The 21,188-nt window shown below is 74.4% G+C and carries 17 protein-coding genes; 14 read left to right on the forward strand and 3 right to left on the reverse strand.

Annotated elements, in window-relative coordinates:
- Positions 1-31 precede the first annotated feature (31 nt).
- From ABT160_RS07880 to ABT160_RS07915, 8 genes are all read left to right on the forward strand, one after another.
- Complete coding sequence (locus tag ABT160_RS07880; RefSeq protein WP_502984179.1) at positions 32-1,003, forward strand: UbiA prenyltransferase family protein; 972 nt, start codon at positions 32-34, stop codon at positions 1,001-1,003.
- Between the two features lie 65 nt (positions 1,004-1,068).
- Positions 1,069-2,100 (forward strand): glycosyltransferase family 2 protein, encoded by a 1,032-nt coding sequence (locus tag ABT160_RS07885; protein ID WP_351644942.1) that lies wholly within the window; start codon positions 1,069-1,071, stop codon positions 2,098-2,100.
- Positions 2,097-3,236 carry an endonuclease/exonuclease/phosphatase family protein gene (locus tag ABT160_RS07890; RefSeq protein ID WP_351644946.1) on the forward strand — a complete coding sequence of 380 codons (1,140 nt, stop codon included), beginning with the start codon at positions 2,097-2,099 and terminating at the stop codon, positions 3,234-3,236. Before ABT160_RS07885 ends, ABT160_RS07890 begins: the two co-directional genes overlap by 4 nt.
- On the forward strand, positions 3,233-4,390 hold the full coding sequence (locus tag ABT160_RS07895) for a glycosyltransferase family 4 protein (RefSeq protein ID WP_351644949.1): 1,158 nt from the start codon (positions 3,233-3,235) through the stop codon (positions 4,388-4,390). Before ABT160_RS07890 ends, ABT160_RS07895 begins: the two co-directional genes overlap by 4 nt.
- Complete coding sequence (locus tag ABT160_RS07900; protein WP_351644952.1) at positions 4,387-5,436, forward strand: endonuclease/exonuclease/phosphatase family protein; 1,050 nt, start codon at positions 4,387-4,389, stop codon at positions 5,434-5,436. The genes ABT160_RS07895 and ABT160_RS07900 overlap by 4 nt, the downstream gene beginning before the upstream one ends.
- A gap of 1 nt (position 5,437) precedes the next feature.
- The gene (locus tag ABT160_RS07905; RefSeq protein ID WP_351644954.1) at positions 5,438-6,448 is read left to right on the forward strand and encodes an aldo/keto reductase; all 1,011 of its coding nucleotides are present in this window, start codon (positions 5,438-5,440) and stop codon (positions 6,446-6,448) included.
- Between the two features lie 282 nt (positions 6,449-6,730).
- Complete coding sequence (locus tag ABT160_RS07910; protein WP_351644957.1) at positions 6,731-7,450, forward strand: peptidase inhibitor family I36 protein; 720 nt, start codon at positions 6,731-6,733, stop codon at positions 7,448-7,450.
- A complete protein-coding gene (locus ABT160_RS07915) occupies positions 7,444-8,745 on the forward strand; it encodes a phosphodiester glycosidase family protein (protein WP_351644959.1) in 1,302 nt (433 codons plus the stop codon). The genes ABT160_RS07910 and ABT160_RS07915 overlap by 7 nt, the downstream gene beginning before the upstream one ends.
- Before the next feature lie 120 nt (positions 8,746-8,865).
- On the opposite strand, the gene ABT160_RS07920 is transcribed toward ABT160_RS07915, so the two are convergent.
- Positions 8,866-9,255 carry a peptidase inhibitor family I36 protein gene (locus ABT160_RS07920; protein ID WP_351644961.1) on the reverse strand — a complete coding sequence of 130 codons (390 nt, stop codon included), beginning with the start codon at positions 9,253-9,255 and terminating at the stop codon, positions 8,866-8,868.
- Between the two features lie 431 nt (positions 9,256-9,686).
- Between ABT160_RS07920 and ABT160_RS07925 the strand changes: the two genes are divergently transcribed.
- Positions 9,687-11,075, forward strand: a complete 1,389-nt coding sequence (locus ABT160_RS07925; RefSeq protein WP_351644962.1) for a signaling protein — start codon at positions 9,687-9,689, stop codon at positions 11,073-11,075.
- Positions 11,076-11,129: 54 nt separating this feature from the next.
- On the opposite strand, the gene ABT160_RS07930 is transcribed toward ABT160_RS07925, so the two are convergent.
- Positions 11,130-11,966: an undecaprenyl-diphosphate phosphatase gene (locus tag ABT160_RS07930; RefSeq protein ID WP_351644964.1), complete on the reverse strand. Its 837-nt coding sequence runs from the start codon at positions 11,964-11,966 to the stop codon at positions 11,130-11,132.
- A gap of 195 nt (positions 11,967-12,161) precedes the next feature.
- On the opposite strand from ABT160_RS07930, the gene ABT160_RS07935 reads away from it, so the two are divergent.
- The 4 genes from ABT160_RS07935 (at position 12,162) to ABT160_RS07950 (ending at position 15,500) form a co-directional block, all read left to right on the forward strand.
- The gene (locus ABT160_RS07935; RefSeq protein ID WP_351644966.1) at positions 12,162-12,572 is read left to right on the forward strand and encodes a BlaI/MecI/CopY family transcriptional regulator; all 411 of its coding nucleotides are present in this window, start codon (positions 12,162-12,164) and stop codon (positions 12,570-12,572) included.
- Positions 12,573-12,746: 174 nt separating this feature from the next.
- On the forward strand, positions 12,747-13,118 hold the full coding sequence (locus ABT160_RS07940; protein WP_351644969.1) for a hypothetical protein: 372 nt from the start codon (positions 12,747-12,749) through the stop codon (positions 13,116-13,118).
- Between the two features lie 104 nt (positions 13,119-13,222).
- A complete protein-coding gene (locus ABT160_RS07945; RefSeq protein WP_351644970.1) occupies positions 13,223-14,017 on the forward strand; it encodes a HEAT repeat domain-containing protein in 795 nt (264 codons plus the stop codon).
- A 235-nt stretch (positions 14,018-14,252) separates the two neighbouring features.
- A complete protein-coding gene (locus ABT160_RS07950; RefSeq protein ID WP_351644973.1) occupies positions 14,253-15,500 on the forward strand; it encodes a glycosyltransferase family 39 protein in 1,248 nt (415 codons plus the stop codon).
- Positions 15,501-15,551: 51 nt separating this feature from the next.
- On the opposite strand, the gene ABT160_RS07955 is transcribed toward ABT160_RS07950, so the two are convergent.
- Positions 15,552-16,433, reverse strand: coding sequence for a hypothetical protein (locus tag ABT160_RS07955; RefSeq protein ID WP_351644975.1), 882 nt, complete (start codon positions 16,431-16,433; stop codon positions 15,552-15,554).
- Between the two features lie 146 nt (positions 16,434-16,579).
- Between ABT160_RS07955 and ABT160_RS07960 the strand changes: the two genes are divergently transcribed.
- Positions 16,580-21,181 carry an AAA family ATPase gene (locus ABT160_RS07960; RefSeq protein ID WP_351644977.1) on the forward strand — a complete coding sequence of 1,534 codons (4,602 nt, stop codon included), beginning with the start codon at positions 16,580-16,582 and terminating at the stop codon, positions 21,179-21,181.
- Positions 21,182-21,188: the final 7 nt, after the last annotated feature.

Consider the following 21,188-nt stretch of genomic DNA (forward strand, 5'->3'; position numbering starts at 1 on the left):
ACCCGTTCAACCCGTCCAGACCGTCCAGCCCGTGCCCGCACTACCGTCGCCGCCCGCACCCGCACCCGCCCCCGCTCCGTCCCCCACACCTGCCACTTCCCCGTCACCCGCACCCGCGCGCCGCAGGCCCGCCCGTGACCTGCTGTCCCTCGTCCGGCCCGGCCAGTGGGTGAAGAACCTGGTCGTGGTGCCGCTGGCGCTGCTCGACGCCCGGCCCTGGCACCCTGCCTCCCTCGGCCTCGCCGGGTGGGCCGTGCTCGGCTTCGTCCTCGCCTCCGCGCTCGTGTACGTGGTCAACGACCTGGCCGACAAGGAGCGGGACCGACTGCACCCGGTCAAGCGGCACCGGCCGATCGCCTCGGGCCGGGTCTCCCCCGCCGCGGCCGTCGCCGTGGCCGGGGTGCTGGCCGCGGCGCTGGTGGCGTGGGCGCTGGCAGGTCCCGCCTGGCGGTGGTGGCCCACGGGCGTCTACCTGGCGCTGAGCATCGCGTACAGCCAGGGCCTCAAGCACGTACCGCTGGTGGACGCCTTCATCGTCGCTACCGGGTTCGTCCTGCGCCTGGTGCAGGGGGCGCTGCTGGTCGGCGGCGGGGTGTCGGAGTGGCTGGCGCTGTGCGTCTTCGCGCTCTGCCTGATGCTGACGCTGGGCAAGCGGCGGCACGAGATGACGGCGGCGGGCCGGGCCCACCGCCCCGCCCTGCGCGGCTACACGCTGCCCTTCCTGGACCACCTGGTCGTCCTGGTGGCCGTGCTGACCGCCGTGTCGTACGTCCTCTACCTGCGCGACGACGCCGGGTTCGCCGCCGGCGCGTCGTTCGTCACGCTGCTGTCCGCGCCGTGCGCGGTGTTCGGCCTGGCCCGCTACCTGCAGTTGCTCCTGGTGGAGGACGGCGGCGGGAACCCGGTGCACGTGCTGTTCCGGGACCGCGTGACGCTCGTGAACGCCGCGCTGTGGTCGGTGCTGGTGTGCCTCGCCCTGCTCCTCGCCCCGCCGCCGGCCTGAGCCCGCGCCGCCGCGGCGCTCCCTCCCGTCCCGCTGATCCCCGACCGCTCGAAGGTGCGGACCCCATGAACCCGAAGCAGCCGTTCGTCTCCGTCGTCATCCCCAACTACAACTACGGCCGGGCCCTGGAGCTCTGCCTGCGCGCCGCGCTCGCCCAGACCTACGCGCCCATGGAGGTGCTGCTGGTCGACGACTGCTCCACCGACGACTCGGTGGCCGTCGCCGAGGCGTGCGGGGTGCGGGTGATCTCCACCGGGGTCAACAGCGGTGTCGCGATCACCCGCAACACCGGTGCCGCCCACGCGCGCGGCGAGATCGTCGTCTTCGTCGACTCCGACGTCGCGATGGAACCGGACGCGGTCGCCAACGCGGTCGCGCTGCTCGGCTCGGACGAGCGGATCGGCGCGGTCTGCGGGACGTACGACGCCGAACCCCTCATCCGGGACAGCCTGATCGAGGAGTACCGCTGTCTGCACCAGTACTACTGGCTGGCGGAGACCGAGGGGCGCATCGGCACCCTGCACACCGCGATCTGCGCCATGCCCTCGCGGGTCTTCGCCGAAGTCGGCCCGTTCAACCCGCGGTTGCGGCACACCGAGGACGGCGACTACGCCGCGCGGATCTGCCGCAGCTACGAGGTGCACAGCTCCACGACCGTGCGCGGGCGCCACGACCACGACGACACCTGGCGGGTGGTACTGCGCAAGGTGTTCCACCGCACGCGGCTGCACATCCCGCTGTACGTGCGCCGCGGCGACCTGCCCGGCGGCATCGCCACCGGTCCGCGCGCCGGGGCGAGCGTCGCGGCACTGCTCGCCGTGCTCGCGCTGCCGCTGGGGCTCCTCGCCCCGCACTGGCTGCTGCTCCCGGCCTTCCTCCTGGTGTGCGCCCTGCTCGCGGACACGGCCCTGTACCGGTTCGTACTGCGGCGCAGGGGCCCGCTGTTCACCGCGTACTTCGCGCTGGTGCACACGGTGGTCAACGCGGCCATCGGGGCGGGCGCGGGCGTCGGCGTCCTGCAGTGGCTCGCCTCCCGGCGCTTCCGTCGGCTGTACGAGCCGGGTGAGCACCTCGCCCCCGTGCGGGCCGCCGCGTGACGGCCGTCCTCGACCCCGAGGCCCCCGCGCCCGACCGGAAGGCGGCCCGGGCGTGGCCCGGCCGGCTGCTGCTCGCCGTCGCCGTCCTGTGGACGCTGTACGTGGCCGCCCGCGCGGGCCTCAGCGGCCGGTGGTGGGCGTGGAACGGCCTGGGGCTGACCCCGCCCGTCGCCCATCTGCTGGTCCCCCTGGCCCTGTTGGTCCCCGCCGCCCTGCTCGGGCGGGGACGGCGGGGGCGGCGGGTGACCGTCGGGGTGGTCCTGGCTTCGCTGGTCCTGGGCTCCTGGCAGACGGGGCTGTACCCGCAGGCACTGCTGCGCGGCGCGCGCGACGTGCCCGCGGGGGCGCTGCGGGTGGTCAGCTGGAACACCTTCTTCTGGGACCAGGACAACGACCGCGACGCCTTCTACGCCTACCTCAAGGACCGCGCCGCGGACGTGTACCTCCTGCAGGAGTACCAGAACGCCCGCGGCGACGAGCCCGTGCCCGTCGACGACCTCGCCCGTCTGCGGGCCGCGTTCCCCGGCTACCACGTGGCCACCGAGGGCGAGTTCCTCACCCTGTCGCGCTACCCCATCGTCTCCACCAGGGCGCTGCGGCCCGGCGGGCTCGCGCCGCCCGACACCTCCTGGGCCGACTACTGGAACGTACGGGTGCTGCGCACCGACGTCGACGTGGACGGCCGGACGCTGTCGCTCTACAACACCCACCTGCCGGACCTTCTGAACGTCGACCGCAATCCGCTCACCGCCGCCTACCACCGCTCCGTCCGGCAGTTGGCGCAGCGGCGCGCGCTGCACTTCCGGGCGCTGCGCGAGGACCTGGACGCGAACCCGCACCCGGTGGTCCTCGGCGGGGACCTCAACGTACTGCCCGGTACGGGGGACCTCCGCTGGTTCGACGGCCTGCGCGACGCCGCCGCCCTCGCGGGTCCGCTGCACCCCGCGACGTTCCCGGCCGGCGGTCCGGCCCTGTGGCGCCTCGACTGGGCGTTCGTCTCGCCCGGGGTCGACCTGCACCGCCAGGACGTCGACGCACCGCCCGCCGGACTGTCCACCCACGCGCTGATCGACCTCCGCCTGTCCCTGCCCGCCGCCGCGCGCTCCGGCCCGCCCACCGAGAAGGACCGACCATGACCAGGCGCCCCGCGCGCTCGCCCCGCTTCGACGTGACGATCGCCCTCACCTACTACCTCCCGTACACCAGCGGCCTGACCGAGGTGGCCCGCACGGTCGCCGAGGGGCTGGCCGCGCGGGGCCGCCGGGTCGCGGTCGTCGCCTCCCGGCACGACCCGTCGCACCCGGCGCGCGAGACGGTCGGCGGGGTCGAGGTGTTCCGGGCGCCGGTGGCAGCCCGGTTCGGGCGCGGGGTCCTCAGCCCCGGGTTCGCCCCGCTGGCGGGCCGGCTGGCCCGTGACTCACGGGTGGTCAACGTCCACCTGCCGATGCTGGAGGCCGGGGCGGTGGCCCGTCTCGCCGGGCGCACGCCGGTGGTCGCCACCCACCACGACGACGTGTGGCTGGCGGGCGGGGCGCTCGCCCCGCTCCAGGTCAAGGTGGTCGACGCGTCCGTGGGCGCGGCGCTGCGCCGCTCGGCCGCGGTCGTCGTGAACAACGTGGACCACGCGGAGCACTCGCGGCACTGGCACCTGATGCGCGAGCGGCGGCTGCTCGCCATCGCCCCGCCGTGCCGCCCGCGCGAGCCGGCGCGGGCGGAGTTCCGCGAGACGTCCGGCCCGCACTTCGGCTTCCTGGGGCGGATCGCCCCGGAGAAGGGGCTGCACCACCTGGTGGACGCCTTCCGGACGATCGACGACCCCGAGGCGCGGCTGCTGATCGCGGGCGACTACTCGAAGGTCGCGGGCGGGAGCGTGGTGGAGGCGCTGCGGGAGCGGGCCGGCGGCGACACCCGCGTCCGGTTCACCGGGTTCCTCGACGACGCGCGGGTGGCCGGGTTCTACGGGTCGCTGGACGCGTTCGCGCTCCCGTCGGTGGCCGAGGAGTCGTTCGGCATCTCGCAGGCCGAGGCCATGATGCTGGGCGTGCCGTCGGTGGCGAGCGACGCGCCGGGGATGCGGGTGCCGGTCACCGAGACCGGGTTCGGTCGGCTTTTCCCGCCCGGTGACGCGCGGGCCCTCGCGGCCGCGCTGACGGAGGTGGCCGCGTTCTCGCCCGAGCGGCGGGAGCTGGGGGCGCGGGACGCGCGGGCGCGGTACGGGACGGACGCCTGCGTGGACGCGTACGAGGCGCTGTTCCAGGAGACCGCGGACGTCGCCCGGGCGGTGGCGTGAACGGCGGCGCGCTCCTGTGGGCGGCGCTCGCGTGGGCGGTGTTCCTGGTGGCGCACCTGGCGCTGACCGGCAGGTGGTGGTTCTGGCTGCTGCCCTCGCTGCTGCCGCCGGTGCTGTTCGTCGTCGTGCCGCTGCTCCTGCTGGCGCCGGCCTGGGCGGCGGGGGACGCGGCGGCGGCCGCGGTGGCGGGCGGGGCGCTGCTGCTCGGGGCGCGGCAGAGCGGGCTCGTGCCGGGTGCGCTGGTGCGCCGTGCGGGCGGCGCGCCCGGGGGCGGCGGGGTGCGGGTCGTGGCGTGGAACACGCAGCACTGGTGCCAGGCGACCGATCCCGACCCGTTCTACGCGTTCCTGCGGGAGCTGGACGCGGACGTGTACCTGTTGCAGGAGTACCACCACGACCGGTTCGACGGCACGTACGGGCTGATCGACGACGAACGGCGGCTGCGGGCGTCGTTCCCCGGCCACGAGATCGTCATCGCCCGGGGCCTGGTCACGATGTCGCGGCTGCCGGTGGCGGCCGTGGTGGAGACCGCCGCGCGCCGCACGCTGCGCGTGGACCTGGAGGTGCCCGGCGGGCGGGGCGTGCTGAGCACCTTCAACGTGCACGTGCCGGTGCAGTTGCGGCTGATCAGCCCGTTGGGCGCCGAGTTCTACCGCGCGGTGCGGGTGCGGGCCGGGGACCGGGCGCGCGAGTACGAGGGACTGGCCCGGGACGTCGCCGGCTGCCCCCATCCCGCGCTGATCGCCGGGGACTTCAACACCACGGCGGCCATCGGCGACGCCCGACGCGTCCGGCGGCTCGGCACGGACGCGGTGCCCGTCACCGGCCGCTTCTGGCCGCGGTCGTGGCAGGCGCGGCCCGGGATGCGCTGGTGGCGCCTGGACTGGGCGCTCACCACGCCGGGCGCGGCGGTGCACGGCTACCGGTTCCGCGACCCGCAGGGGCTCTCCGACCACAGCGTGCAGGAGCTGTCCGTGTCGCTCACCGGCGCGGACCGGCGCGCCCGCTCCGGCCACCACCCCCGACGACAGCAGGAAGGAGACTGACATGCGCTACCGCTACCTGGGCCGCACCGGCCTGCGGGTGAGCGAACTGTGCCTGGGAGCCATGACGTTCGGCCGCGAGGCCGACGAGGCGACCAGCCACGCGCTGCTGGACCGCTTCGCCGAGGCGGGCGGTACGTTCGTCGACACCGCGGACATCTACTCGGCGGGCGCCTCCGAGGAGATCCTCGGGCGCTGGCTGAAGCGGCGGCGGCGCGAGGACGTGGTGGTCGCCACCAAGGTCCGGTACGGGACGGGCGAGGGCCCCAACGACCGCGGCCTGGGCCGCAACCACGTGCTGGCCGGGGTGGAGGCGAGCCTGCGCCGCCTGGGCACCGACCACATCGACCTGTACCAGGTGCACGCCTGGGACCCGGGGACGCCGCTGGAGGAGACCCTGGCCACGCTGGACACCCTGGTCACGTCCGGGAAGGTGCGCTACGTCGGGGCGAGCAACTTCTCCGGCTGGCAGCTCCAGAAGGCGATCGACCTCGCCCGGGCGGGCGGCTGGGAGCCGTTCACCGCGCTCCAGCCGCTGTACAACCTGCTCGACCGGTCCGCCGAGTGGGAGCTGATGGAGGTCGCCCGCAACGAGGGCCTGGGCGTGATCCCGTGGAGTCCGCTGCGGGGCGGCTGGCTGGGGGGCGCGATCCGGCGGGGCGCCCAGGCACCGCCTCCGGGCACCCGGGTGGAGACGGCCGAGCGGCTGGGCTGGGGCGAGTCGTGGAGCGCCTACGAGGGCGACGAGCGGACCTGGCGGGTCCTGGACGCGCTGCACGAGGTCGCCGCCCGCACGGGCCTGGCGGTCCCGGTGGTCGCGCTCGCCTGGCTGCTCGGCCGCCCCGGTGTGACGGCGCCCATCGTGGGCGCGCGCACCCCGGAGCAGCTGGAGGTGAACCTGGGGGCGGCGGGCCTTGACCTGGACCCGGCGGACGCGGAGCTGCTGACGGAGGCGAGCCGGGAGGTGCTGCCGTATCCGTACAGCGTGATCGAGACGGACCCGGAGCGCCGGTGAGGTGACGGGGGCCGTGCCGGGCCCACGAGGCGGCCGGGTCCCCTTCGGCCGCCTCGACATTCCGCTGGTCACGGGGCCACCGGTCGACGCCCGGTGAACGGGGCGCGGGACGGCGTCCGCGTCGAGCAGCGTAGGATGCGCGCGGCGTAGGGGATCCCGAAGCCGGGGCCCCTCCCCCGCCTGCGCCGGCGCTGTCCGCGTGCGCGGAGCCCCGTCCGGCTGCTGCTCGTCGTGTCCGCGTCCTTGCCCGTTCCCGCGACCACGACCACGAAGGTGCTCCACGTGATACGACCCCTTTCCAGACCTGCCGCACTCCTTGCGGTGGTCGCCTCCCTGATCTGCGGCATCGCGGTGTCGCTTGGCGTGGCGGAGGACGCCCGCGCCGCCGGATGGGACGGCTGCGCCACCGGCCGGCTGTGCGTGTACGCGCAGGCCGAAGGCACCGGCACCGCGCGCTCCTTCGGCCCCGCCGACGACGGCCAGGGCTATGACGACTCCTGGGACGACGCGGCCGTCTCCGTCTGGAACGACACCTCCTACTGGGCCTGCGTGTACGACGGCACCGGGTACGGCGGCACGCTGCAGGCGCTGCGGCCCGGCTTCCGGGGCAACCTCTCCCTCGCGAGCAACGACCTGACGAACAAGGTCAGTTCGCACAAGCTGGCCAAGTCCAAGGCCGGCTGCTGGACGGGTTACGAGCGCTGCCCCGACCACTCGCTCTGCCTCTTCCAGGACCCCGGCGGCCGCGGCCCGATGACCTCCTCCACGGCCGACGACCCGCGCTACGGCGCCGACTGGGACAACAAGGCCGTCTCCGTGTTCAACCGCACCGGGCTGCACGCGTGCTTCTACCGCGCCCCGGACTTCACCAGCACCTGGACCGTCGACGGCCGCGCGTACAAGGCCTACGTCGTCCTCAAGGGCGACAGCACCGTGGTGCCCGCGCCCTACGCCCCCGCCTTCTCCTCGCACCGACTCGTCAGGGGGACCTCCGAGTGCTGACCACGGCCCCGCGGCGCGCACGGCGCCCGTACGTCCTCACCACCGCCACCCTGCTGCTGGCGTCGCTGACGGCCGGACCGGCGTCGGCCGACGACCCCGCGTCGTCCCTGATCACGCAGCCCGGCTTCACCGCGACGACCACCGCGTACGCACCGGGCATCACCCACGTGCGCTACGAGAACCCCGGCGACGAACGCGTGGTGGACGTGCTGCGCGTCGACCCCGACACGGCTCCCCTCACCCTGGAGAGCACGACCGGCACCGGCTTCGCGCTTCCCGAGCGCACCACCGACCAGCTGGCGTCGACCACGACCGTGGCCGCACGGCGCCCGCACGCGGGGGTCAACGGCGGGTTCTTCGCCCTCGACGCGGACAAGAGCACGCTCACGACCATGGGCGTGTCCGTCCAGGAAGGCGTCGTACAGGCCCTGTCCTGCGCCGCCCCCTCCCAGGCGGAGGCCGTGGTGCTCCAGCACGGACGCCCGTACGTCACCCAGGTCACCACCCACGCCACCGTCACCTCGGCCACGGGCAAGACCTGGGACCTGGACGGCGTCAACCGCCATCCCGGGTGGGTGCCCCGCTGCCCCCAGGGCCCCGGCGACGTGCGCACCTCCGTGCCGGGCATCTACACCGACGCCTCGGAGATCGTCTCCTTCACTCCGCAGTACGGCTCCACCACGCCGCGCCCCGGGGACAAGGCGGACATCACCGCGGACGACGACCCCGGGGCCGAGGCCGTCGTGGGCCCCGGCGGGACCGTCACCGCGCTCGACCCGCAGGGCCGCGGCGGCACCCGGGTACCGGCCGGCGGCACCGTGCTCCAGGGCGTCGGCGACGGCGCCGCCTGGCTCAGGGCCAACGCGACCGTCGGCACCGCCCTGCGCGTCGACACCGAGGCCCGCGACGAGCGCTTCGGCGACGACATCGCCCTCGACGCCTCGGTCGACATCGTGAACGGCCACTACGAACTCGTACGCAACGCCGCGTACGCCTACACGGGCAACAACACCGACAGCGCGCCCCGCACCGCCATCGGCGCGGACGGAGCGGCCCGCACCCTGCTGGTGACCGTCTCGGGACGCACCACGCGCGCGGGCGTCACCCTCGACGAACTGGCCCGCGTCATGCAGGACCTGGGCGCCGTGGACGCGCTCAACCTCGACGGCGGCGGGTCCACCACCATGGTGCTGGGCCAGCGGATCGTCAACCGCCCCTCGGACGCGACGGGCGAACGGGCCGTCGCCGACAGCGTCTACGCGGGGTTCGGGGGGTACGGGCTGCTGGCGCAGTAGCCCCGGGGATCCGGCGTGCCGCCGGCGCCTGTGCGGGCGCGGGCGGCACGCCTCACGCGCGTACGGTCCGGACACACGTACGGACCGGCGCCGTGAGCACGGCTGACCGCACACGTACTCCTATCCGCACACGTACTTCGAGATCGAGCTGGCGCGGTTGTCCCATGCCGGGAAGGACGAGGGGAGGTTCGTCTGCGCCCCGGGGAAGACGGAGAAGCAACTGCCCCCGTAGTTGTACCCGTCGTGCAGGGAGAACCCTTCGGCGTTCCGGCTCCAGTACGAGGACGTGCGCTTGTCCATCGACTGCCCCCGCAAGTCCGGTGAGCCGGACTTGAAGTAGGCGATGGTGCCGGTTCCGTTGACCCCGTCGAAGATGCAGAAGTACCCGTTGGGACAGCGGGCCCAACCGGCAGCCGGTGCTGGTGCCGCTGCCGCCGGCTGGCCGGCGGCGGTGGCCAGCGTCAGGACCAGGGCGGCCGCGGTACCGAACGTGGTGAGTGTCTTGCGCATGTGGTGCCTCCGATGGGTCGTCGCTGCCTCGGCAGCCGACGACATGTGCTCGCGAGCTTCCACGACGGGCGGTCGCTCGCCTTGCGGTGTACGACCAGGCTGGCAGAAGGGGGCGAGGAGAAAGAGGGGCGAAAGCGCCAAATCTCCGACGGACGGGACCGGGGCCGTCGTGGCGGCGCCGGGCTGAGCGGACCGAGCGGAACGCCAGGTCTCGTCCCAGGTCAGGGGCTCGGACCGTGGCGTGCAAAGATGATGACCCAGCAGAAAATACGATCCTGAAAGGCGGATCGCACGCCCATGGCTGCGCACTCCACCCGGCGGTCGGTACCCGGCCCGGTCGGTGTCGTGGCGGCCACCGGCACCGCTACCGCCACCACGCCCGCGCCCCCTCGCACCGCGGTCCCCCGGCACGGAGCGGGAGCCGTACCGACATGCCGCTGACGCGCCGCACCGTGCTCGCCGCCGCCGCGGCGGCGCCGGTCCTTGCTCCCCTCGGGACGGCACAGGCCGCCGACCGGCCGGTTTCCGCCCCGCCCGTCGCCGCCGCGGGCCCGTCCGGGAGCAAGCTGCACGCGCGGCACCGGTTCGACCTGCGCGCCGAGCCGGTCGACCTGTTCGGCAAGGAGGTCCGGCTCACCCAGAGCAGGGTGCACCAGCAGGTCGCCTTCGACGCCGTGACCGGCCTGGCCTACGTGTCGCAGATCATCAGCGACGGCCGTCGGCTGCCCGACGAACCCGCTGCCGTGCCCGGCGCCGAACGCGACCGCCGGGGCGACCTGTGCGTCAGCGAGGTGACCCCCGAGGGCACCGTCCGCGCCGCCATGTACCTGCGGGGTGTCGGCCACGGCGGCGGGCTCGGCGTCGAGCACGTCGACGGACGTCCCTGGCTCTGGCTGGAGACCGACGCCGACCCCGTCAAGAGCGGCTTCGCGTACGGCAAGCGGGTGGGCCGCACCGCCTTCGTCGCCGACGCCGTGCTCGACGCGGGGAGCCCGCGGATCGAGGTGTTCGACCCCGTCCCCGGGTCCTCCCACGTCACGCCCTCCCTGGACGTCGAGCACGGCCGCGTCGCCGTGCGGCACGGGGCCCCCGGCTCCGAGGAGTACCGCGTCTACGAACTGGACGGCTTCAAGAGCCGCGCGTTCACCCCGCTGTACCGCTTCCCCGCCGGGTACCGCACCCAGTCCTGGTGCCTGTACGGGGACCTCGTCCACCAGAACGAGGGCAGCGCCTACAGCGCCACCAACCCGGCCCCGGGCAACTCCTGGTGGAACGTCTACGACATCACCACCGGCCAGATCATCGAGCGGCGCTTCAACGCCACCGCTCTCTCCCTGTCCCACCGCGAGACCGAATCGATCACTGTGCGGCCGACGCCCGCCGGTCCACAGCTCGTCTTCGGCTTCGCCACCCAAGAACCAGGACCGCGTCGCATGGCCCTCTACGGCATCACCAGCACCACCGACGGCACCGGCGACCACGTCCCGTGGACCAGCCTGGACTACGACACCGCCGTGTACACCCCCAACTCCGGCAACTACGTGCCCCAGTACCGCCAGTTGGGCAACCGCGTCGACATCCACCTCCGGCTGTCGCGCGCCGACGGCACCCCGTGGACCAACGGCGAGACGGTGCTCACGCTCCCGCCGCACATCCGCCCCAACCGCACGCAGGGCCTGACGGGCCAGATCAGCGGGGCCGGGGTCACCGACTCCCTCACCGTCCGCTGGGAGGTCACCACCGACGGTTCGCTGATCGTCTTCGACCAGCGCAAGCTCACCGGCTGGATCGGGCTCGACGGCGGGTACTTCACCAGCTGAGCCCGTTCCGCCACGACCCGGCGCCGGCCCCGGCCCTGACCCCGGCCCGTCGGGTCAGGCGTGCAGGGTGCCCGTCCCCAGCAGGGCGAACAGCAGGGCGCCGATCACGACGCGGTAGATGACGAAGGCGTTGAAGGAGTGCTTGGCGACGAACTTCAGCAGCCAGGCGATCGAGGCGTACGCGACGACGAAGGACACGACCGTCCCGACGACCAGGGGCAGGGCGTCGACGCCGGCGCCGAGGGCGTCCTTGAGTTCGTACAGGCCCGCGCCGGTCAGGGCGGGGATGCCGAGGAAGAAGGACAGGCGGGTGGCCGCGACGCGTTCCAGGTCGAGGATGAGGCCGGTGGACATGGTGGCGCCGGAGCGGGAGAAGCCGGGGAAGAGCAGGGCGAGGATCTGCGAGGAGCCCACGAGCATCGCGTCCTTGAGGGTGGTGTCGTCCTCCCCGCGCTTGTGCCGGCCCATCTGGTCGGCCGCCCACATCAGGCCGCTGCCCACGATCAGGGAGCCCGCGACCACCCACAGGGAGGCCAGCGGGCCCTCGATGAGGGGCTTGGCGGCCAGGCCGACCACCACGATGGGGATCGTCGCGTAGATGACCCACCAGGCGAACTTGTAGTCGTGGTGGCCGCGTTCCTCGCGGTGGGCCAGACCGCGGCCCCACGCGCTGACGATCCGCGTGATGTCCTTGAAGAAGTACGTCAGGACCGCCGCGATGGCGCCGACCTGGATCACGGCGGTGAAGGCCACGACGGCCTTGTCGTCGACGGGGATGCCCATCAGGCCCTCGGTGATCTTCAGGTGCCCGGTGGAGGAGACCGGGAGGAACTCCGTCACCCCCTCGACGACACCCAGGATGACGGCTTGTCCCACACTGATCGCGCTCACGTGCCTCCGCTTTCGGTCGGTCGGGCCGCCCCGGGGTGGCGGGACGGACGAAGACGGCTGAACAGGCCCTGGAGCACTGTCCGGTGGCGCCCGGGCAGGACACGGCGGCGCACCGGGACCCACGTCATCTTCTATTCGCGGATAGAAGATAGCGTGGAACACGGACCACGCGCTGAAGGCCGAAGGAGGACGATCGTGGGCGGGCAGGAACCATCGCCGGACGGGGATCGGGACGGGGGCCGGGGTCGGGGTCGGGGTCGGAGGGCGAACGGGGCACTGGAGAGCGAGATCCTCGCCCTGCTGCACACCGTGGACGCGCCGCTCACCCCCGGCGAGGTCGTCGAGCACCTGGCCACCGGCCTCGCCCACACGACCGTGGCCACCACCCTGGCCCGCCTGCACACGCGCGGCGTCCTGGAACGCACCCCGCGCGGCCGGAGCTACGCCTACGCCCCGGTCACCGACGAGTCCGGCCTCACCGCCCGGCACATGCGCCAGGTCATGGACGGCGGACACGACCGCGCCCTGGTCCTGTCGCGCTTCGTCGACGAACTCTCGCCCGAGGACGAGGAGTTGCTGCGCCGGCTCCTCGGTCCCGGCGCGTAAGGGCCACCGCCCTCGGCCGGGGCCCTGGCCGCGCCGGTCGGCCTTGGCCGGTCCGGACTTGGCCGAATGCCGCGTGTAGAGCCCCGGCCTGGTGGCAGAACAGGTCCAGGGGCCCGGGGCCGCGCGAGCAGTTCCCGGGATGTCACGCATGGGGGGCTCTCTATGGACGTCTCGATGTCAGCAGCGCTGCGCGCGGTCGCCGACTTGCTGGATGGATTGGAGGCACTGCCCAAGCTGAACGTGGACGTGAGGAACGCCGACGCCAGCCCGTGGAACGACGGGAGGACGGAGGTGTGCATCTGGATGGAGGTGGAGGAGGATCCGCGCGTCAGGTTCCCGGCGGTGGCCCGGGTGGCACTCCAGGCGGACGTGGAGTGGCCCACGTTCTCGCCCGGCCTCGATCCGGCGGCCCCGGAGGGCAGCTACGCCGCCCTCGGGGAGTGGCGCGGCATGAAGCTCTTGGTGATGACGGCCTGCCGCCCCACGGACCCCAACCGGGTCGAGGACGCCACGCCGTTCGACGACGCACGGCCCGAGGGGTACTGACGGGTCCGGCACGTCCGCACGTCCGCACGCCCGCACGCCCGCACGCGCGGGGCGCGCCCTCGCGCGAGCGGGCGGACGGATCCGGGTCGGTAGCATCCCTGCCCATGGCGATATTCGTACACCTGACCTCGGCGGCGAACGCCCCGCGCGTACGCCGTGCGGGCATCCGCGCGGACAGCCACGGGCAGGGCGGGGCGCGGGGCGTGTACTGCTTCCCGGTCCTCGCGTCGTACACCCTCACCCACCAATGGCTGCGCGAACTGGGCCGCTTCGGCAGCCGTGGTGGGCTGGTGGCCGTGCACGTACGCCTGGACGACGCCCAGGACGTCCTGGTCGGACACTACGGGGAGCGGAGGCAAGAGGCCCAGGACACCGTCCCCGCGGCCGAGGCGGTACGGCGGATCGCCGCGCTGGAGGACCCCCGGGGGTGGGAGGTGTTCGTGCCGAGGGCGGTCCGGCCCCGCGAAGTGCACCGGATCCGCACTGCGCCCCAGGTGGTGGGCTGGCGGTACCGGCCGGACGCGCACGGCGTCCGCCCGTGCACGTGCTTCGGCTGCCGCGTCAGGGGGGAGTACGGGGGCAGGCGCCTGCGGGAGCGGCTGCCGCACCCCCTGGACGGACCGCCCCCGCCGGCGCGGGTCCTGCTGGCCAGGATCGCGCAGGCGGGCGACCCGGGCGACCCGGTGGTGCTGCGGGAGGCCCTGCACTGGTTCGGCATGCGCCGACGGGGCCCGCTGGCCGAACTCGGCCGTCTCGCCCTCCACCCCGACCCGGGCGTACGCGAGGACCTGGTGTGGGCGATAGGGCACTGGTCCACCCCCGGCGTGGCAGAGGTGCTGAGGACCCTGGCGGACGACCCCGATCCGGACGTCCGGGACGCGGTCGAGGGCGTGAGCTAGCCCTCGTACGGCTCGCCCGGGGCGGGCGACGGCGTCGTCCACGGGGACGTGGCGGGGCCCCCTTCGGGGCCGCCGGGGCGGCGTTCTGCGCGTCGACCGGACCGGTACGACGACCGGGATCAGGGGTCGATCCACCAGGAGGGCACGCTGCCCACGGCTCCTCCTCTGAGCGGAACGGGTCGAGTATTCTCTCCCGGTCCGTCCCACTTCGTAGAGCCTGGTCGTTCCCCTCCCCATGCGCCGCCCCCGCTTCCTTCTCCCCCTCCTGGTCCCCCTGCTCTTCGCCACGCTCTACCTGGCGTGGGGGCCCGCTCCCACGGTCTTCCCGGACAGCTACCGCTACATCCGGGCCGCCGAGGTCCACCGCGGCGCGACCCCGCAGGAGGCCCACCGGACCGCCCTGAACGCCTTCTGCGTCAGCCGCGCCGACGGCCGGGCACGGGAACGGTCCCTGCAACCGCTCGCGGCCCCCCGCCACGTACTGGCCAGGGACATCGCCGACGCCTGCCGGGCGAAGTGGCGCACGGCCGATGACCTCACCACCAGCGACCCCCGCTTCCAGGCGATCTTCGACGCACGCTGGGGCTACCCCTGGCTGCTGGCCGGGAGCATCCAGCTCGCGGGCCCCCTCGCGGGACCGAAGATCCTGTCCGCGGGCGTACTGGGCGTGGCCATGCTGCTGACCTACCTGCTGCTGCGCTCCGCCGGAACCACCCGGCGCGCGGCCGTGGCGGGCCAAGCGGTCCTGCTGGCCACGCCACTTGGGTGGTGGACCCTGCAACCCCTCACCGAAGGGCTCGTCCTGTGCGCCGCGCTCGGTGCCGCGTGGGCCTTCCACCGGCTGGCGCGGGACGGTACGAAACGCTCCCACGGCCTGGCCGCCGCGGGGCTCCTCGCCTCGGTGGGCCTGTGCTTCTGGGTGCGCTACTCGACCGCGCTGCTGCTCGCCGGCGCACTGGCGGTGGCGGCGATCGTCCTGGCCGCGTACCGCCGACGCCGGGGACGCCGCACCCCCGGCACCGGCCGGCTCCTCGGTACGACGGTGACGGCGGCGCTCGCGACGGGCGCCGCCGTCACCCTCGCCGGGCTGCCCTCCACCCAGACCACGCTCCAGGACACCTACACCCTCCACTTCAAGCACCCGCTGGTCGACGACCCCTGGGCACGCCTGGCCCGGAGCAACGTCCAGTTCTGGACCGACTGGCTGCAGCAGCAGCTCACCCACCCGGCGTTCCTGCTCCTCACCGCGGCCGCCCTCTACGCGTGCGCCCGCCGCAACCGCGTGCTCGGGCTCACGGCCTGCGCCATCGCCGCCGTCGGACTGGCCCAGGCCGCCGCGCACCCCCTGCCCGCCGAAGCGGAACGCCTCGGCTGCCTGATGTGGCTCCCGGTCGTCCTGGGGCTGCCCCTGCTGCTCTCCTCGCGCGAGCGCCTGCCGAAGGGACGGGCCCGCCACACGCCCGCGACCGGCGAACAGCCGTAGGGGCCCCGGCGTTCGTGTGAAGCGTGCAGGCGGTCCCTACCCGTCACCCGGTCAGGACGACCGCACCCCGGCCAGCCGCTGCGCCACCACCGGCTTGTCGAGGTAGCGGCGGACGTCGTGGGGGTTGAGCTTGCCGTTGTTGACCTTGACGTCCGTGACCCCGGTGGCCAGGTGCTCCAGGCCGCCGCCCTTGTTGACCGGGTCGTTGGCGGCGTACAGGTTGGTCCATTCCACTCCCGCCGGCACGGACAGCGGGGCGCCGGGGGCGTGCACGCCCTTCCTGACCGCCAGCCAGCTCAGCGGGGAGCCGCAGGTGATCAGCGCGGTGACGCCGCCGTCCCCCGCGGCCGGGACCTCGCCGCGGCTCAGCATGTCGTAGAACACGACGCTGCCCAGGGAGTGCGCGATGACCATCCGCGCGCCCGTCGCCGCCAGGGCCGCGGCGACCTCGGCGCGTACCGCGGCTCCCGTCGCCTCGTGGCGCAGGTAGCCGTACGCCTCGCGGACCAGCCACAACAGGCGGTCCGTCACGCCCTTGCCCGCCACCCGGTCCACGGCGTGGGCCCGCCGCAGGATGCGCGGGGTGAGGCGCCCCGCGCCCAGGGTCAGGTCGCCGCCCGGCTCGGCCGCCTCGACCGCCACGGCCGACGGCGCGTACGCCGCCAGCGCGTCCAGGACGAACTCCTCCTCTTCCGCCTCCACCGGGGAGTCGTCGGGCGCGTCGGGCCCCAGCCGCATGTACCGGGTCACCGTCCTCGGGTAGGCGCCCTGGTAGGAGGGGACCGTGAGCCTGACCGGTCCGGCCTCCGCGGCGAGCCCTGCGGTGGCCACGGCCGTCTCCACCGCCTGCTGCCAGGTGCGGCTCAGGTCGTCCGTCGTCGCCGACGCCCCCTGCCTGATGCCGTGCACCCCGACGACGTCCAGCACGTCCACGCGTCCCCCTCGTTCACCGTCACCGTCCAGCGGGTCCTGCCCGCACTGATCGTAGCCACGGACCGGTGCCGCCCAAGGCCCCGATAGGCTGGCGGGGCCTGCGCAGCACGTCGCGCACGGTACGGGGAGCAGGGGCGGGTGAACGGGTGGGTACGGAGGACCTGGACGGGATCGTCCGGCGGCGGCTGGTCGTGGTCGCGGTGGACGGGTACGCGGACAGTCCCCCGGGCTTCGACAAGGGGATCGCCCGGCAGGTCGAACGGATCACGGGGTGGCTCGCGGACCCGGCCCTCGACGACGCGCGCCGCTTCGAGGTGCACCAGGCGCCCCCGGTCCGTACGCCCGGCGAACTGCGGGACTTCCTGCGCCGGGAGGACCTCGCGGCCGCCGGCTACCAGGAGGCCGTCGTCGTCTACATCACCGGGCACGGTCTGCGCCGTGTCGCCCCGCGCCACTTCCTGACCTTCGCCGGGACCACCGAGGAACGGCCGTTCGCCACCGCCTTCCCCACGAGCGAGCTGATCACCGCGGTCCTGGACAGCGAGTCCGAACACGTCCTGGTCCTCGTCGACTCGTGCTTCGCCGGCACCCTGGACGCCGAACTCACCGTCCTCCTGGAGGCGTTGGGCAAGGAGCGGCGCGGGCACGACGGGGCGGCCGTGGTGACGGCCGGCGACCACGACGAGCAGCCACTGGTCGGCTCGTTCACCGAACGCGTGGTCCTGGCCTGCGAGCGCATGCGCGACGAGGCCGCCGGTTACACCGCCCCGTACCTGTCCTTCCAGGAGTGGGAACAGCTCCTGGACGAAGTCGGACGGGACGAGCACGGCAGGGAGAAGGACCTGGTCGACGCGCGGTGGATCGTCCCCCGCTCCCGTCGCCGCGGCCCGAGCGCCTGCCTGCCCAACCCGCGCTTCCGGCCCACCACGAGTCCCGTCGGCCCGGCCCTGCGCGAGCTCGCCCTGCTCCCGGCCGAGGACGCGGCCGGACACCACGACGCGCTCCGGGACGGGGACGCACTCCAGGGCGGGGACACGCTCCAGGGCGGCGACGCGCTCCGGGACATGGCCGTCGGCTCCGTGGACGGCTTCTGGTCCGAACGCGCCTCGGGCCGGGCCGCCGAGGACGACGCGGGCTGGTACTTCAGCGGGCGGGCGACCCAGATGGCCCGGCTGACCGCGTTCCTCGACGACGGCGAGGGCGCCCTCGTGGTCACGGGAGCGGCGGGCTCCGGGAAGTCGGCCCTCCTGGCCCGCCTGGTCACCCTCTCCGACCCGGGCTTCGCTACGGATCCGCGCTACGCCGGGGCGGTGGCCGGCACCCCTCCGGCGCTGCGTCCGCGTCCCGGTGCCGTCGACGTCGCCGTGCTGGCGCGCAACAAGTCCGCCGGGACGGTCGTGCGCCATCTCCTCGACGGGCTCCGCCAGGGCCCCGGGGAGCCGTCGTCCCCACCGGTCGCGGAGCTGCCGCTGCGGGCACTGCTGCGGCACGTGCTGGAGCGGTCCCGGAGCGGCCGGCCGGTGACCGTCGTCATCGACGCCCTGGACGAGGCCGCCGACCCGCTCGCCGTCCTCAACGACGTCGTCCTGCCGCTCGCCCGGCTGCGCGGCCCCGATGGAACCCGCGGCGCCCGGCTGCTCCTCGGCATCCGCAGCTCCCCCGTCCTGGCCTACCCGGCCGCGGACGACCTCGTCGACGAACGCGCCGACCAGCTGCTGCTCGGGCTGACCACGGCGCTGGGCACCGAGGGACTCGCCGCCGAGACGCTGCGCTCCGACGGCCCCGACTGCGCCGCCGACATCGCGGCCTACGCCGCCGCCCTGCTGCTCGCGCCCGTCGCCAGCCCCTACCACGACGCGCCGGAGGCAGCCGCGGAAGCGGCGGACGTCATCGCGGCGGCCGTCGCGCCGTCCTTCCTCGACGCCCGGATCGCGGCCGACCAACTGCGCAGGGAGGAGGGGCGCCAGGACCTCGCCGAGGAGGACTGGCACGAGCGCCTCGCGGACGGCACCAGCGGACTCCTGCGCGAGGACGTCCGGTCCGTCTCGCGGAGCACCGGCGTCCGCGCCGAGCTGCTCGTCGCCGCCCTGCGGGCCACGGCCTTCGCACCCGGCGCCGGACTGCCGTGGGGCGACGTCTGGCCCGCCGTCACCGCCGCGCTCGCTCCGGGACACGTGACCGCGGACCGTGCCGACGCCGCCGACGCCGCCATCCGGACGCTGCGCGGCAGCCGGCTGACCGGCTACCTGGCCACGGCCGAGGAGGACGGGCGGACCGTCTACCGTCCCGTGCACCAGCGGTTGAGCGACCTGCTGCTCGCCGACCCCGACTGGCTGCTGGCCGGGTCGGCGGTCACCTCCTCGTACTGGTGGCGGCCGCCGAGCAGGACCGTGGCGCTGCGCACGGCGCACGCAGCCGTGACCGACGCCTTGGCCGCGCTGGTCGAGCGGTCGCTGCCCCACCCCGTGCATCCGTACGTACGCCGCCACTTCCTGCACCACGCGGACGCCGGCGGGGTGCTGGAGGACCGGAGGGTGCCGCTGGAGCTGCTGGCCCAGGAGACCTCCGGCACGCTGCGCGCCCGCCTCGGCCTGCCGCTGCCGACCTCGGACCCGGAGCGGCGGCTGCTGACCGCCGCCGCCCTGATCGAGCCCTACGTCGGCCACGCCGACGAGCTCCATGCCGACGACGCCTCGGACCGGCTCGCCCGCCGGGGTGGCATCGCCTTCCAGCGGGGTGCGCGGGGCGAGCACTGGGCCGCGCCGGGCGGTGTCCCGGCCGCGCTCGACTGGGGCAGGTGGGCGGCCCGCGCCAACGTCCTCGCGCCCACGCGCGGGGACACCACGGGCCTGTGCGTGCTGCCGACGCTCGACGGGCGCGCCCTGGTCGCGGTGCTGTCGGAGGACGGGACCGTACGCGTCTGGGACAGCGCGACCGGCCGCCTGACGGCCGAACTGCCGCACGGCAAGCACGGCCGCGCGCGCGGTCTGGCCCCCATCCGGGCCACGGGCGGCCGCACGTTCCTCGCCGTCTGGGGCGCACGCGGGGTCACCGTCCTGGATCCCGGCTCGGGCCAGCCCATCACCGCGCTGGACCGGCGGCACGTGGTCGACGCGCACGTCCTGGAGGACGGGGCGTCCCGCTGGAAGCTGCTCGTCTTCACCCAGGCCGAGACGCTCCTGTGGTGGCCGGCCGCCCACGGCCGGGGTCCGGGCCGCACGACCAAGGCGATGGGGTTCCCGCATTCGACGACCCGGTTCCGCAGTTCGGGGACGGCCGTCGTACGCGCGGCGAGCGGGCACGCCCTCGTGGCGGTACCCACGCCGGAGGGCATCCGCCTCTGGGACCCCTTCTCCGGGCTCACCGGACACCCGCCGTTCGGAGGGGAGAACCCCAGGGTGGACATGGCCGTGCCCCGCCCCGGACAGGACGACCTGCTCATCCTGCGCAGCCTGGCGCGTCCCCGGATCTGGGACCCGTTCCGCGCGCGGCTGGTGCCGCACCGGCCGGTGCGCGGCCGCCCCCTGGCCGTACTGCCCGAGGGGAACGCCCTGGTCGGATCCCTCCCGGGCAAGATCGCCGTACGGGACATCGGCGGGCAGTGGGACAGGGAGTTCGACGCGGACCAGCCACAGGTGGACCGCATCGCCGTCCTCGACACGCCGAGGGGTCCGCGCATCGTCTCCGCCGGTCCGCAGGGCGTCCGGCTCTGGGACGTCGAGCCCGCCGGAGGATCGCACGCGACCGGTCTGCCCGAGACGCTGTACGCGGCGCCGCGCCTCGCCCCGGGATGGGGCATGCGGATCCGCGAGTGGCCCCTGTGCAGGGCGGCCTACCCGGGGACCGCGGGCGTCGTCGTGGTCGGCACCCGCGAGGGCCTGGACGTCCACGACGCCGCAGCGGGGCGGCTGCTGAAGCGGCTGGCCATCAGAGGAGTGAGGACCGTCGAACCGGTCGCCTCACCTCCCGGGCGCGCCCTCGTGCTGCTCGAGACCCGGCACTCGTGGTCCGTACGGGACCTGGTCACCGAGGAGGTCCTGCTCGAACGCGACGGCCCGCAGGTGCACGTCACCACGACGGTCGACGGCCGCCCGCTGGTCCTGGGCGCGGAACGCGAGCCGGACTTCCACCGCACGCGCGAGCACGCCGTCGACCTCGCGGTGTGGGATCCGGAGGCCAGTACGAGGACCACCGTCCCCTGCCCGGGTCCGGTGAAGGAGAGCCTGCGGCTGTGCGTGGCCCTGCCCGTTGACGTCGGGCGCGGCGAAGAGGGGGACGGCAAGGACGGGCTCGGCCCGATCGCCGTGATCGGCGCGCGCACCATCCGGCTCCTGGATCCGCGTACCGGCGAATTCGTCGCCGATCTGAGGCGACCCCCGCACTTCAGGACGGTGCTCCGGCTCGCGTGCGCCCTTCCGCTCCCGGGCCACACGCTCCTGGCCGTCGCTTCCTCCACGGACGTCCACGTCTGGGACACGGCCGACGGCCGCCTGCTGACGAGCTGGGAGACGCACGACTGCCACGTGCTCGCCGCCGTCCCCCTCGGCGACGGCCGCACCCTGCTCGCTTCGGGCGACCCCGGCGGCGTGCGCTTCCGGGACCCGCTCACCGGCGAGCTCCGCCACAGCCTGATCACGGGAGCGCCGGTGCACGGCCTGGCCACCGGTATCACCCCCACGGGCACCGTCCTCCACGTCCTCGGCCCGGCCGGCCTGGTGACGCTGCGTCTGGACGAGACGCTGCTGTGAGGGACGT

Origin of the sequence: Streptomyces sp. NPDC001941, assembly GCF_040296945.1 — a bacterium.
Classification (GTDB): Bacteria; Actinomycetota; Actinomycetes; order Streptomycetales; family Streptomycetaceae; genus Streptomyces.

Excerpts from the sequence above, each read along its gene's own strand:
- ABT160_RS07885 (WP_351644942.1), top strand. The coding sequence starts at position 1,069 with ATGAACCCGAAGCAGCCGTTCGTCTCCGTCGTCATCCCCAACTACAAC.
- ABT160_RS07895 (WP_351644949.1), top strand. The coding sequence starts at position 3,233 with ATGACCAGGCGCCCCGCGCGCTCGCCCCGCTTCGACGTGACGATCGCC.
- ABT160_RS07905 (WP_351644954.1), top strand. The coding sequence starts at position 5,438 with ATGCGCTACCGCTACCTGGGCCGCACCGGCCTGCGGGTGAGCGAACTG.
- ABT160_RS07920 (WP_351644961.1), bottom strand. The coding sequence starts at position 9,255 with ATGCGCAAGACACTCACCACGTTCGGTACCGCGGCCGCCCTGGTCCTG.
- ABT160_RS07925 (WP_351644962.1), top strand. The coding sequence starts at position 9,687 with ATGCCGCTGACGCGCCGCACCGTGCTCGCCGCCGCCGCGGCGGCGCCG.
- ABT160_RS07940 (WP_351644969.1), top strand. The coding sequence starts at position 12,747 with ATGTCAGCAGCGCTGCGCGCGGTCGCCGACTTGCTGGATGGATTGGAG.
- ABT160_RS07945 (WP_351644970.1), top strand. The coding sequence starts at position 13,223 with ATGGCGATATTCGTACACCTGACCTCGGCGGCGAACGCCCCGCGCGTA.
- ABT160_RS07950 (WP_351644973.1), top strand. The coding sequence starts at position 14,253 with ATGCGCCGCCCCCGCTTCCTTCTCCCCCTCCTGGTCCCCCTGCTCTTC.